Source organism: Streptococcus sp. 2022WUSS083, from assembly GCF_044427155.1.
In the GTDB taxonomy this organism is placed as follows: Bacteria; Bacillota; Bacilli; order Lactobacillales; family Streptococcaceae; genus Streptococcus; species Streptococcus hashimotonensis.
The window spans coordinates 75,042-88,896 of the sequence record NZ_JAOTGK010000002.1 but is presented as its reverse complement, the minus strand read 5'-3'; the positions used below and the strand labels follow the sequence as shown (position 1 = coordinate 88,896).

Below are 13,855 nucleotides of genomic sequence, written 5' to 3'. Positions count from 1 at the left end.
AAAAAGCACGTAGATAAACTACATGCTCTCAATAGCTAATTAAAATTCAGCCTGATCCGGGTCAAGTCGACCTTTTACTCCTTCTAGTTTATCCAACTTTGCAACTGCTGTCGGACTAATAGCCAAGCCATCAATTTCCAAATTCGCCTTAATATTTTCTGGACTAGTTGATTTCGGGAGAGGGAGAAAGCCTTTATCTAAAGACCAAGCCAATGCTAACTGTGCAACACTACAACCAGCTTCTTTAGCCAAATCGGCTGCTTCTTGGCTTTGGAAAAGGCTTCCTGTACCAAATGGGCTATAGGCCTCCAAGAGAATCCCTTTTACTTTGCAGTAAGCAACTAATTCTGACTGAGGAGTTCCTGGAGCTAACATAATCTGATTAGCCATTGGGATAATCTCAGCCGTTTCCAGCAAAGCTTCTAGATGGTGTTCCATAAAGTTAGAAACTCCAATTACTTTCACTTTTCCAGCACGATAGAGCTCTTCTAATGCCTTCCAAACCTGGGCATTGCGTTCCTTCCAGCCAATGCTGTCGCGAACAGCCTTGGGATTTGGCCAATGGATCAGTAACAAATCCAGATAATCCACCTGAAGTTTTTGCATGGATTCTTCTACTGAAGCAAGGGTATCTTCATAGCCAATCTTATCATTCCAAACCTTAGTTGTTAAAAAAATGTCCTCACGAGCTAGGCCACTATCAGCTATAGCCCGACCAACACTAGCTTCGTTGCCATAAATCTGTGCCGTGTCTATGTGACGATAACCAGCTTCCAATGCATAAGAAACCGCACCGTACGCCACTTCACCATCGGGTATCTGCCAAGTTCCAAAACCAATTTTAGGAACAGTTACACCATTTGAAAACGTATATCTTGTCATAAAAGACCTCCTATTTCTTCTATCCCCAGTATAAACTAAATTGTCAATCAATACAAAATAATGCGACCTAAAAATAAAAGACACCCGAAAGTGTCTGCTCACATTTATTGTATACTTACTTTTCAAAATTTATTTTCTTGGATAGTTTATCGATAACAACAGCTCCAACTAATAGAGAAAGCAATTCTCCTGCTGCTGTTGTCAACCAAGTTAGAAAGAATGGTAAATCATATAAGACTTTTAATTCTAAAGCAATGGTAAACATAGTTGCCGCAAAAAAGAATGAGAAATAAAAGAAAGCCTTGTTAAATAATCCACCGAATAGATAGTCCTTCTTGTATTTTTCAAACAGAATAACTCCCAAGGTAACGAAGATTAATGTCGAGAATCCACCCACAAAGAGGTCAATCACACCAAAACCAATCAAGTTGGAAATCATGCAGCCAATGGTCACAGCGATAATATACTTACGATTATAAAAAGCCAAGAAATTGAGCATTTCAGACAAACGAAACTGAACAGCCCCGAAGGAAATAGCATTCAATGGCGGTGTCAAGGTAAGAGCGACATAAATCGCCGCAACAAGAGCAATTTCTGCCATATCTCTGGCAGTCCATTTAGATGTATTCATAAAATTCTCCTTTAGCGAAAAAGCTTAAAATATGCTTGGGTAAAGTGAGCAAGCCCCAAGGGTCATTGAATTTGTCAACAACGTTGATTAGTATAGCATATTTTTGCTAAAAATGATAGACTAGTCCTATGAAAAAACTATTTTATCAACTCATCAATAACGAAGTTATTCTCTATTTGATTGCAGGTGTGGTAGCAACCCTTGTCTATATGGTCACTCGAATGGGGCTATTTTTAGTCATTCCTTCCATTCTATTGGTTACTCTTTTAGCCAATGCAGTAGCTATTCTCTTTGCCTTTTGGACCAACGACCGTTTCGTTTTCAAACAAGCCAGAGAGGGTTGGCCTCAGCGATTGGTCAAGTTTGTATCTGCCCGCATCGCGACCTTGGTCATGGATATGGCTCTAGCCTATTTATTAGTACAAGCTTACCCACAATTGATTGGACAGTTTGTCAACCATGATTTGACACTTATCAACGCCATTTCCACTCTCTTCTCTCAAGTCTTGGTCATTGTAGTCAACTATTTCTTGAGCAAACTCTTTATCTTTAAAAATACGAAATGAGGCTCCAACGGAACCTCATTTTTATATATAGATTGATTTTCCTGCTTCATTCTTTATCTATCGCTGTAAATCTTGCCTTTAGCCTATTCAAGATAGAAACAATATCCCCATCTCTAGCATGAAACTCTTCTACCTGCATACTTTGAACCGTAGCATTAATCATTGCACCAATGATGAGTACCTGAGCCATAAAAATGAACCAAAGCATAAAAACAAGAAAGACGACAGCTGTTACTATTCTAAAATCCAGCAACTTATTAGCATAATTATCAACATAAATCGAAAATAACTTTCCAATAGAAGTCATCGTCAATAGAACAAACAACGTTCCTGGAAAAACATATCGAACTTTTTTTATTCGAACATTTGGCAAAAAGAAATAAAGCATAACCAAGGCGGCAAACAGAGCCATTAAACCTACTAACTGTGTTTGACTAAGAAGTCCCTTCAGCCAGGCGTCTTCAATAGGAACCAGCTTATTAATATAAGAAAAAACTGCCTGCCCGAAAGTCAAAAGCGTAATACTTAAGAGGATAATTACCTGCAGACCAATTCCTAAAAATATGCCAATCAAGTGCCCAATAATAAAATCACGGTGTTCATTGATGCCATAAGCCTTATTAAAGGCCTTCTGCAAAATAGTCATACTACGTGACAGGGTCCAAAGAGTTGTCAGAATTGAAATCCCTAACCACGATGACGACGGCTTTGTTAATACAGAAGTGATAAAAGATGAAACCGAAGGATAGAGCTTGTCTGGCACAAATTCAGCTACAACCGATAAAATCATATCCACATCAAATGGATAATATGGCAGTAAATTCGCGAGAGTTAGAAGAATAGGGAAAATAGAAATTAACAAATAGTAAGCTACTGCAACGCTTGTTACATCGCTATCAGCAGAACGATAAAAAGAAAAGAAGGTTGAGCAGAATGTTTTCAAACCTTCAACTATTTTGGTTTTCTTCATTCTCTCCTCCTTCCTCATTCATCTATTATTCACGACCACACCGAGAATTAATAGGTCCCTTCTTCACCTTGACTGGTCAAAATAACCGGTCCATCTTTGGTGATGACAAATTGGTGTTCGTATTGACAAGACAAGCCACCATCAAGTGTTTTGTGAGCCCAGCCAGTCTTCATATCCGTATCGATTTCCCAAGTCCCTGTGTTTATCATTGGCTCGATAGTCAAAACCATGCCCTCACGTAAACGGAGTCCACGACCTTTAGTTCCATAATGAGGAACCATCGGCTCTTCGTGGAAAGTTGGTCCAACGCCGTGACCCACCAAATCACGAACAACACCGTAGCCAAGACCTTCTGCATATTCTTGAATGGCTGCACCAATATCACCGATACGATTACCAACAACGGCTTGCTCGATACCGCGATACAAACATTCCTTAGTCACATCCATCAAGTTTTGAACCTCCTCAGAGACCTGACCAACCGCATAAGCCCAGCAGGAATCCGCACAACCACCACGATAGGTCTGGGTGATTTTCTTCATAGCCTTGACATCATTAAAGTTGAGCTTAGAAACATCAACTACCGCTTTATCCAAAGGCTCGCTCAAAACCATATCGACCTTCAGTAAATCACCTTCTTTAAGCTTGTAATGACGTGGAAAGGCATGAGCGACCTCGTCATTCAATCCACAACAAGTCGCATAAGGATAATCCATCAATTCTCCATCAACACCAATTTGGAGTGGCAAAACATTCTTTTCCTTACACGTTTTACGGACATATTCCTCTACTTCCCACATGTCCACACCTGGCTTGATAATCTCTCGCAAACCAATATGAATACCAGCCAGAACATCTCCAGCACGGCTCATTGCATCAATTTCTCGTTGTGATTTAATGGTAATCATTCATTCTCCTCATACATTTCTAAACTAAATTCAGCCCTCTTCAAGCTAAATTTTAGATAATTTCTTGTTTTATGACTATAGCGGTCACTTCCGCGATACTGCACAACCTGTACCAAACCAGCTTTTTTCGCCACCATCTGACTGGCCACATTTTCCTCATGGGTGATGATAGTTATTTCTTTAAGACCAATTTCATAAAAAGCTAGATAAACTAAAGTCCTCACTGCTTCCGTCATTAAGCCTCTTCTCCAGTAGTCTTTTTTTAGGAAATAGCTGAGCTCCGCAGAAAGTTGACGTTCATCTACCTTTTCAAAGCAAAGCGCACCAATCATCCTCTCCGAATACTTATCAACTAAGGCCCAGTTTCCCAATGGTGAACGCATAAATTTTTCAACCATTGTCGAAAAAGCAATATTTCTGTCCTCTAAAGCTGGAAAGATAAAAGGAAGATTTTCGGGATTTGATACAATTTCATAGAAACTTTCTCCATCTTCAAAAGAAAATGGTCGTAAATACAAACGGTCCGTTTCAAAGTAAGCAAACTTCGCTAGTCTTGTCCAAAGTGTCATAGTGTACCCAAGGGGCTGAGAATTACTCCCAGCCCCAGATTGTTTTGTTTTTAAATCGTTTACGTTTTGAGAAAGTAGTTCTCAATTAGACTCTCTAATCCTCAATCAATTGAATATCTGCACCCAATTCTGTCAGTTTATCAATAATATTTGAGTAACCACGTAGAATAAACTCAATATTTGTAATTTCTGTACGCCCTTGAGCCATTAAACCAGCGATAACCATTGCGGCTCCCGCACGCAAATCAGTAGCTTTAACAGATGTACCAGTCAGTTGATTTGGACCTTCAAAGGCAATATGGTTGTTACGAGTAGAGATTTTTGCTCCAAGATTTGCAAGCTCCTGCACATGACCAACACGTTTTTCATAAATCGTATCAACAATCGTACCAGTACCTTCTGCCTTAAGCAGTAAAGGTGTAATGGGTTGCTGCAAGTCTGTCGCAAAACCTGGATAAGGTGAAGTTTTCACACTTACCGCCTTCAATTTCTCTTGCTTTTCAACAAAAATACTATCTTCAGAAATGGTCATGCGAACCCCCATTTCTTCCAACTTAGCGATATAACTCTCTAAGTGTTCATAAAGGACATTATCAATGCGAATACCTTCACCAACAGCAGCAGCAAGGGCAATATAAGTCCCTGCTTCAATACGGTCTGGAATCACTTGATGGCGTGTTCCTTTTAGACTGTCTACGCCTTCAATGGTGATAATATCTGTACCCGCACCACGGATACGTGCCCCCATATTATTAAGCAAAGTTGCCACATCAATAATTTCAGGTTCACGCGCCGCATTTTCAATAACTGTACGGCCTTCTGCTTTGACAGCTGCTAAGATAGTATTAATTGTCGCACCGACGCTGACAACATCCATGAAGATATGTGCCCCTTGAATACGCTGACCATTAGTTGCCAAGCGCATATAGTCACCTTCATAGGTTGTCTCAGCTCCCATTGCCGCGAATGCTTTCAAGTGCAAATCAATCGGACGCGGTCCCAAATCACAACCACCTGGCAAGCCAACAACAGCTTGACCAAAGCGACCAAGGAGGGAACCGTAAAAATAGTAGGATGCACGCAAGCTATTAATTTTGCCAAACGGCATAGGCATGTCTTTTACACCACGAGGGTCAATCTCCAAGGTTTCACCATCACGCTTGACCGTCGCGCCCATTGTTTCCATAATATCAACTAAGCTATCTACATCCGAGATTGCAGGTACTCCGTCCAGAGTAACAATCCCGTCTGCAAGAATAATGGCCGGAATAAGAGCAACAACTGAGTTTTTTGCACCACTAACGGTAACCGACCCTTTCAGTGTTTTTCCACCATTAATTACAATTTTTCTCATACTAACATTCACTTTCTTAATTTGCCTAAAAAGGCATACGTTTCATTCTATCATAAAGTCTTGGAAAAAGCTAGTTATATAGCATGCAAAAGGACCGAGCTAATGAGCTCAGTCCTTCATATTTATATACGATTAGTGAATCTCTCTTCATCATTTATGAAAAATTCTCTGAATTTGCTCCCTTGCATCCACGAGATACAACTCCAGCTCTTCTCTCGTTAAATAAGGTACTCGCCCATAGAAGATATGGTCAATGACTTGAGCACCGTTGCTATTGAAGAGCCATTCTGAGGTCAGGGTTTTCATCGCTTGATCAATCGGTGTCAGACTTCCATCTGCATTTTGTGGCTGCCCTGTTGGCGTAAAGAAAATAGCTTTCTTAGTGGAAAATAATTTACGCGGTTCATCAGATTCAAAACTGTAAGCAAAGCCATGTTGAAATACACGGTCTACGTACCCTTTCATAATAGCAGGCATTCCATTCCACCAACTCGGAAATATGTAGACTAGTAAGTCGCTTTCCGCAATCAAATCCATTTCAACTTGAACATCTACTGGAAAAACAGTTGCCTGACGTACAAATTTACCATCTTCAATATGAATGGTATCTTCTCCACGTAACACGGGATCGAATCCTATTTCGTATAAATCTCGGATGACAACTTCTGCTCCATTTTCCAGCAGAGCTTCCGCCACTCTATCAACCAAAGCATGTGTAAAGCTTTCTTTTCTAGGGTGTGCAAAGACAATTAACGCTTTCATAAACTTCTCACTAAGTGGACAACTATTTCATTACAAAACAGCAGTTTTCAAGGCTTCCACCTTGTCCAATTTCTCCCATGGGAGATCAATATCGGTACGTCCCATGTGTCCATAGGCTGCAGTTTGTTTATAAATCGGACGTTTGAGATCTAACATTTGAATAATACCAGCTGGGCGCAAATCGAAAATCTGACGAACAGCTGCTTCCAATTTACTTTCTGCTACTGTACTCGTACCGAAGGTATCAATGCGAACTGAAACTGGGTGAGCAACACCGATAGCATAGGCTAATTGAACTTCAGCCTTTTTAGCCAAACTAGCTGCTACGATATTTTTTGCGATGTAGCGTGCCGCATAAGATGCAGAACGGTCCACTTTGGTCGCATCCTTACCAGAGAAGGCACCGCCACCATGACGAGAATAACCACCATAGGTATCAACGATAATCTTACGGCCTGTCAAACCAGAGTCACCTTGTGGTCCGCCAATGACAAAGCGACCAGTTGGGTTGATAAAGTAGTTGGTTTGGTCATCCAGATAATGAGCTGGAATGATTTCCTTGATTACACGTTCAATGACATCCTGACGAATTTGCTCTTGGCTAACTTCTGGATCATGCTGGGTCGAAATAACGACTGTATCCACACGAACAGGTTGGTTGTCTTCATCGTATTCAACTGTTACCTGTGACTTAGCATCTGGACGGAGATAAGCAATTTCACCAGATTTTCTCAACTCGGCCAAACGACGCACCAACTTGTGACTAAGTGAAATTGGCAAGGGCATAAGTTCAGGCGTTTCATCTACTGCAAAACCAAACATGAGCCCCTGGTCACCTGCACCAATCAAATCCAATGGATCTTGACTAGCATCTTGACGAGTTTCCAAGGCTTCATTGACACCTTGAGCAATATCTGGCGATTGCTCTACAAGTGACGGATGAACCCCAACCGACTCAGCTGAAAAACCATACTCACCTTTTGTATAGCCAATCTCCGCAATCGTATCCCGTACCACACGGTTAATATCCACATAGGCAGTGGTTGAAATCTCTCCAAACACATGAACACTACCTGTATAAACAGCCGTCTCCGCCGCTACGTGCGCATCTGGATCCTCTGCTAAAATAGCGTCCAAAATGGCATCTGAAATCTGGTCTGCAATCTTATCCGGATGACCCTCCGAAACAGATTCAGACGTAAACAACTTACGTTCTGACATAAAAATGTCCCCCTTAAAATAGAATATATGCTAGAAACCTAGCGGGTTACTAAGGTTACAAAGAACTAGTCGAAGACTAGTTCTTTGCGAAAGACACCTGTCTTGAGCAAAGGGAAATTTCCAGGTACCCAACGAGAAAGACAATACCAGACTGTATGAAATCAGCCTTATTTGAAGAAAGTGGTGACTGAAGTGTAGTAAAGTTTTTACGCTTACTATTCAATGTTACCAGCTTCTTTAATTGCGTTTCAAGTGTTTCTGCAAATATTAACTAGTCTATAAACTACCTTTTCGGGACTTAATAACGTTTCTAGTATAGCATAGATTGACCGACTATCCTAGCATTTTCTTAAAAATAAAGAGGAGGCTGGGTAAAAAGCCCAGCACCTCTTCTCAAAGTTAGTGTCAACATCTCAGCGCAGTGGTTGATTGGCAGATTTGTTCGTGTTTTACACTCCAAATCTAACCTAATCAACTGTGCGGGGGTGGGAAAACGAACTCTTCTATGAATGGTTGAGTTCTTTCCCACTCCCACTCTTCTACAGAATCATTAGATAAATTCGGCATCTGCAATTGCCTGTTTAACCACCTCTAGAGGCAAATGAACCAACTCACAGCCCTTTTCTTTATACAAGTACTGAGCATAGTCATCCATGCGGTATTCATTGATATAAACAACCCGCTTACAACCAACCTGTAACAATTGCTTGGAGCAGTTGAGACATGGGAAATGGGTCACATAGGCAGTAAAACCTTTTGGAATTCCTCGCTCCGCTCCTTGTAAAATGGCATTGACTTCCGCATGCAAGGTTCTAGCGCAATGACCATCAATCATAAGGCATTCCTGATCCAAACAATGTTCGGTTCCTGAAACAGAACCATTGTAGCCTGTTGCGATAACCTTATTGTCCTTAACCAAAACCGCACCGACCTTTGCTCTCTTACAGGTCGCCCGATTGGCAATCAAAAGCGCCTGAGCCGCAAAATACTCATCCCAAGCTAAACGATTTGTTGACATGATTTCTCCTTTATATATTTTTATAAATCACTGCTCACCACCAACTATTTGTGCTTTTAAAAATGATAAAAAGTTGATTCATTGAATGAATACCTTGGATGCATAAACACTTGACTATGTGAACCAAGTAACTGTAAGGTATTCAATGATTTAATAAACTTTAATTTTTCATTTCCAATTCCCATTATGAAATTGTCGAAATGTTTACAATTGTCATTCTGAGGCAATAGCACAAGCAAAACCCTACTTGTCAAAGGATAATAAATAATTGTATCCCTCCTTCCAATCCCAACATCTTCTCGATTAATTGAATTGGTAGTAAAATTATACATTAGCGCAGGATTATCGCTAGTCACAAATGGAACTTCGGAATTATTGACGTAAAATAACCATGTTCTATTCTCAATATATTTTGCTAATCTATCCAACATATCATACTGAGCAATCAACTCTATCGTAATATCTTTTATTAAATTCTTACGCTCTCTTTTTAAATCCTCTAATACCTCTATATTTTTAGAAATAAACTCCATAGGCATTAGTTGTATCAACTCCCTAATTGTTTCATCAAAAATCACTTCTCCGTTTTGAAATCTTCCTTTCAAAAATTTTGGTACTCTGATTATTTGAAATACAATCATCATTGCTAAAGAAAACTTCTGACTTAGATTTATCACGTTCTCGTTCGAATTAGAAAGCATAATGCTAGAAATTATATTTGTTAGCTCATCGCCGTATAAGGGCTCAATGTGTGTTGCAAAATGCTCTTCCCAATATTTTGTATTTTCTTTATTGGTTACGTCATAGTAATTTTTTTCGAAAGCAACATTTTTGACCGCACAATTAAACTGTCTATTATTTTCTTTTTGATAGACAGATATATTTGCTCCGCTATTGTTGACATTCTTTTGTGCAAATTTTTTTTAATATGCTTGAGGAACTATGTGTTGTCTAACTCTATGCTTTTCCATCCACTTAATCTTCCTTAAAAAGTTTTATAATGAAATTCTGTTTTTTACTTGATTAGCCCATTCCAACTAAATTCCATTTTTTACCAGTGGATAAATCAAAAGATTCTGTTCAGAGAATGAATATTTCAGCCTATTATTTTAGAAAAAATGTGAGACCGTCTTCATAACAAATCATATATTAATCATAGTCACGTTTGTATCTTTCATCTATTCTCTTTTCAAACCGATACCCCTTGATTTCTAGCAAATCAATCCGTGATTGAATCTTTTTAATAACAGAGTCTTCATAATCTTCAATTCTATTTGATTTATCAACACTATACTTTTTAACCCAAAGAGTATAGTTTTTATCAGCTGGCCTATAATCAAAAGCATAGTAATCCATGCCATTAAATATAATCCCTTGTAATATCCAGAAAGAAATAAACTCGTGATCACTCATTTCATCAATAACATACCAAACATTGTCTTCCCATTCGGAAAAATTATTCCAGATATTTTTGCTGGATAAGTAAGTTAGCAAATAGAAATCCCTACGTTTTAGTATTTTGATCGAGTCCTTATCAATGGATAGATTATCAAATATTTCTCCTAGCTCCTTGAATGAAAAAATATAATGTTTTTTCAAAAAATATAGTTTTTCTGAAAAATCTAATTTCTTATCATCCAATAAAGTATTCCAAAAATCAATAATACTGGTAGTAATCTCTTTGCTATATGGTTTATTTCGAGCATATCTTGGAATCTTATCATTAAAATATTCTTGAATAATATAATCCATTATTCGACTAGAGGTGTACTTAAGTGAAAGTTGAATAACTAATGATAGTAACTTCTCTTTTATATCAACTCTTAGATACTTGTATTCAGATGAAAGATACTGATAAAAATCTGTACCACTATTTGAGTAAGCTAATTCCCTAGACAATTGTTCTTCTGATCCATTTAATATCCTATCTAGTTCTGCCTTTTTCCTATTTGAAGGCGATTCATAAAGAAAATATCCCTCTCTATTCATCTTAAAACTTACTGGATATTTGTTTGTGTTATCACGTTGTAGGCGAGACAGAAGGTTGGGAATTTCCTCTCCTTTAGTAAATATCTCACTAAAATCTGACGAATTGCTTTTATTTTCAATAATCGTTTCATTATTGAGTAACTTCCTATAGTATTCAATATAGAAAAGATAGGAATAAATGATTAATAATTGTTCCTCTACCTGAACATGCCCAAGTTTTCCTCTGGAAAAAAATTCTTGGTTAACATAGTCATTGAAATGCTCTCTATCCCTTAGACTTCTCTTTTCTACCTTTACTCTTTTTTTGAAACTATCAGAAATTTCAGTGGCAAATCTTTGTTCTAACTTTATAAAATAATCATCCCAAATCTGTTCAGATTGAAGCACAAATGGCAACTCTACCCTCCTATCAATAATTTTTGATAGAAAATTATCTTTTACACTATAAATATTCTCGATATCACCAACAAAGACTATAGGCAACCTCCCTCTTAACAAGGAAAATAATCTATATGCTTCCTCCTGTTGTGAGGGCGTTAAACGGTCAAAGTCGTCAATCACTAGAACTTTATTTTTTAAGCACAAATTAGCCAATAACCAAGAATAAACTATTTCTGTCTTTATCGCTACTAATTGCACCGCCGCAACTACTAGGGAAATAAACCCAACAGGGAGTATCCATATGGGGTGTAGAAATTTACTTAATCCTAGATTTACTGTATTGGTCATTAAAATAGAGATGATTACAAAAAGAAAACTGAATAGTAATGCTCCCCAGTATAAAACAGGGTGTAAACCGGCATAAGCAACTTCAACAAGACTTCTTTTGTCAGTATTTCTCCATAAATCAATAGTAACGAACTTCTTTTTTGATTGCGACTCTGTTGATTCTAAAAACGTTGTTTTTCCTGATCCCCACGAACCATTCAAAAAGTATGTTTTATTTTCATCCAAAAGTCTATTAAAATTTTCTGCTGCAATAGAGGTATCAATATCTTCTAAAGTGATAAAAGTTTGTTTTTCCATATTTTTTCCTAAAAAATATTTATATTGTGACAATGTAGAATTGGGACTCCTAAATATCTTTTATTTACGAGTTTCACAACATATTCAAGTCTTTTTCAACACAGTAATACACCTTGATAATGGATTAACAAGAACTATTGCTTCAATCCACCATCCCATAAATCTCTGCCAAGTCCTGGGCTGTGACAATACCAACAAGATCCTCTGGCGAATGAAGCTTCCCGCTCGCCTGACGACTGACTAGGACGGTTGTGCGCTTACGCCCCTCAAAATGATTAATTACCTGATAAAGATGGGCTGTTATTGGTAGAACAATCACCTGAATACTATCTTCCTCACAAGCTAGTACGTCTTCAAGACTAGCCTCCACCAATTTTTCACGTATAGAGCCCGTTTCCTTGCTTGCCTTGGCCAACCAATTTGTCAATCCCTTGTCAGAAACCAGGCCTTGATAAACCTTGTCAGAAAAAATAGGAAACTTAGAAAAATGCTCTTGCTCCACAATTTCTAAAGCCTTTATCAATTTGTCCTTGGCCTCAAAAATAACCGGCTTAATTTTCTGGGTCTTTTGCAAATAGTCAGCAATGATAATCGGTTCTTGGTACTGGGCTATCACTTTTTCCAAAACAGTGATTAATTCCTGCGAAGGTTGGGCTACTTCCTTCAAACCTGTTCGTTTCTCATGAACCATGAGATTACGCAACTGACGAGCCACATAGAGTTTATCCCAGTTCGCCTCAACGGGATTATGTCGCGTCAATTCCTTTGCCTTGGTCAACATAGAGCCTACATCTGCATATTCCCCATCCGCAACACCGCACACCCTACGCAAGACCTTATCCAAGTCATTGAATAACTCTAAAAAACGGGTTTCATTCATCTTAATCTACCATTGCTGATTTCAAATAGGCATCTACCATCCGCTCAGTCGCAACTACAGAATCCAAATGCGTCCGTTCATAGGAATGGCTGGACTCGATTCCAGCACCAAGCAGTGCATGCTTAACATCTGCACCTGCTCGCATAGCTGCCGAAGCATCGGAACCATAGTAAGGATAAATATCCAGCTTGTAAGGAATACCATCCCTCTCAGCCAAGGCTACCAAGTGCTGACGAAGTTCATAATGGTAGGGACCTGAGCCGTCTTTGACACAGATAGAAACTGTATATTCGTCAGTTTGCTGGTCATCTCCCATTGCCCCCATATCGACTGCCAAATATTCAACCACCTGAGCAGGAATGCTGGAGTTGGCACCGTAGCCAATCTCTTCATTGTTTGAAAAATAGAAATGTGTCGTATAAGGTAGAGTAATCCCCTCTTCCTTATAGACCCTCAATAGATGAAGCAAGATAGCTGCGGATACCTTATCATCCAAGTGACGACTCTTGATAAAGCCAGTTTCTGTCACGACGGTACGAGGATCAAAGGAGATAAAATCTCCGACTTCAATACCCAAGGCCCGCGTCTCGTCCGCATTGGTCACTTTTTCGTCCAAACGAATTTCCATGTTGGTCTGATTGCGCTCAGCGGTACTGGCATCCCGATAGACATGGACAGAGGTCTGGTGCATGAGAATAGTACCTGTGAAAGTCTTGCCATTTTTAGCGCAATGAATTAAGCAGTTTTCTCCCTCAATAGAAGGGTATCCAAATCCTCCCACCAAATCCATTTTGAGTCGGCCGTCTGGCTTAACTGCACGAACCATGGCACCCAAAGTGTCCAGGTGAGCAGTCACCATGCGGTGTTCCTGGTCATTTTCCCCCGGAACTGTCACCAAAACACCACCTTTAGCGGTCTTACTAGCAGCATAGCCGAAACTTTCAACCTCTGCCTTGATATAATTCATAATATCCGTCGTAAAACCAGTTGGCGACGGAGTGTTGGTCAATGTAACAATGTAATCAAGTGTCTTCATGAAAACCTCCTTATTTGAAACTATTATATCACGTTTTAGGTGA

Annotated in this window: 13 protein-coding genes, 1 pseudogene and 1 riboswitch; of the genes and pseudogenes, 1 reads left to right on the top strand and 13 read right to left on the bottom strand. The window is 39.1% G+C overall.

Annotated elements, in window-relative coordinates:
• Positions 1–39: 39 nt before the first annotated feature.
• Together ODU41_RS02380 and ODU41_RS02375 are read right to left on the bottom strand one after the other, a co-directional pair.
• On the bottom strand, positions 40–882 hold the full coding sequence (locus ODU41_RS02380; RefSeq protein ID WP_024402049.1) for an aldo/keto reductase: 843 nt from the start codon (positions 880–882) through the stop codon (positions 40–42).
• Between the two features lie 115 nt (positions 883–997).
• On the bottom strand, positions 998–1,513 hold the full coding sequence (locus ODU41_RS02375) for a QueT transporter family protein (protein WP_012027540.1): 516 nt from the start codon (positions 1,511–1,513) through the stop codon (positions 998–1,000).
• A riboswitch (PreQ1 riboswitch) is annotated at positions 1,511–1,613 on the bottom strand. (Overlaps the previous gene by 3 nt.)
• A 28-nt stretch (positions 1,614–1,641) precedes the next feature.
• Here ODU41_RS02375 and ODU41_RS02370 point away from each other — a divergent pair.
• Entirely contained in the window at positions 1,642–2,079 is a 438-nt protein-coding gene (locus tag ODU41_RS02370; RefSeq protein ID WP_398578605.1) for a GtrA family protein, read from the top strand.
• 46 nt (positions 2,080–2,125) lie between these two features.
• Here ODU41_RS02370 and ODU41_RS02365 read toward each other — a convergent pair whose 3' ends face one another.
• From ODU41_RS02365 to ODU41_RS02315, 11 genes and pseudogenes are all read right to left on the bottom strand, one after another.
• Positions 2,126–3,049, bottom strand: coding sequence for a YihY/virulence factor BrkB family protein (locus ODU41_RS02365; RefSeq protein WP_024380072.1), 924 nt, complete (start codon positions 3,047–3,049; stop codon positions 2,126–2,128).
• A gap of 47 nt (positions 3,050–3,096) precedes the next feature.
• Positions 3,097–3,957 carry a methionyl aminopeptidase gene (locus tag ODU41_RS02360; RefSeq protein ID WP_044768827.1) on the bottom strand — a complete coding sequence of 287 codons (861 nt, stop codon included), beginning with the start codon at positions 3,955–3,957 and terminating at the stop codon, positions 3,097–3,099.
• A complete protein-coding gene (locus ODU41_RS02355) occupies positions 3,954–4,526 on the bottom strand; it encodes a GNAT family N-acetyltransferase (RefSeq protein WP_398578604.1) in 573 nt (190 codons plus the stop codon). The genes ODU41_RS02360 and ODU41_RS02355 overlap by 4 nt, the downstream gene beginning before the upstream one ends.
• 94 nt (positions 4,527–4,620) lie before the next feature.
• Positions 4,621–5,880, bottom strand: a complete 1,260-nt coding sequence (locus ODU41_RS02350) for a UDP-N-acetylglucosamine 1-carboxyvinyltransferase (protein ID WP_012775282.1) — start codon at positions 5,878–5,880, stop codon at positions 4,621–4,623.
• 150 nt (positions 5,881–6,030) lie between these two features.
• Entirely contained in the window at positions 6,031–6,642 is a 612-nt protein-coding gene (locus tag ODU41_RS02345) for an NAD(P)H-dependent oxidoreductase (RefSeq protein WP_398578603.1), read from the bottom strand.
• Positions 6,643–6,672: 30 nt separating this feature from the next.
• Positions 6,673–7,863, bottom strand: coding sequence for a methionine adenosyltransferase (gene metK / locus ODU41_RS02340; protein ID WP_172035384.1), 1,191 nt, complete (start codon positions 7,861–7,863; stop codon positions 6,673–6,675).
• 550 nt (positions 7,864–8,413) lie between these two features.
• Positions 8,414–8,881 carry a cytidine/deoxycytidylate deaminase family protein gene (locus ODU41_RS02335; RefSeq protein WP_014638424.1) on the bottom strand — a complete coding sequence of 156 codons (468 nt, stop codon included), beginning with the start codon at positions 8,879–8,881 and terminating at the stop codon, positions 8,414–8,416.
• Between the two features lie 56 nt (positions 8,882–8,937).
• Positions 8,938–9,789: pseudogene (locus ODU41_RS02330) on the bottom strand (DUF4238 domain-containing protein); the annotation flags it as partial.
• Between the two features lie 241 nt (positions 9,790–10,030).
• Entirely contained in the window at positions 10,031–11,896 is a 1,866-nt protein-coding gene (locus tag ODU41_RS02325) for a P-loop NTPase fold protein (protein WP_172035385.1), read from the bottom strand.
• A 142-nt stretch (positions 11,897–12,038) separates the two neighbouring features.
• Positions 12,039–12,776: a hypothetical protein gene (locus tag ODU41_RS02320; protein ID WP_257110168.1), complete on the bottom strand. Its 738-nt coding sequence runs from the start codon at positions 12,774–12,776 to the stop codon at positions 12,039–12,041.
• Position 12,777: 1 nt separating this feature from the next.
• Positions 12,778–13,812, bottom strand: a complete 1,035-nt coding sequence (locus ODU41_RS02315) for a M42 family metallopeptidase (protein WP_015647192.1) — start codon at positions 13,810–13,812, stop codon at positions 12,778–12,780.
• Positions 13,813–13,855: the final 43 nt, after the last annotated feature.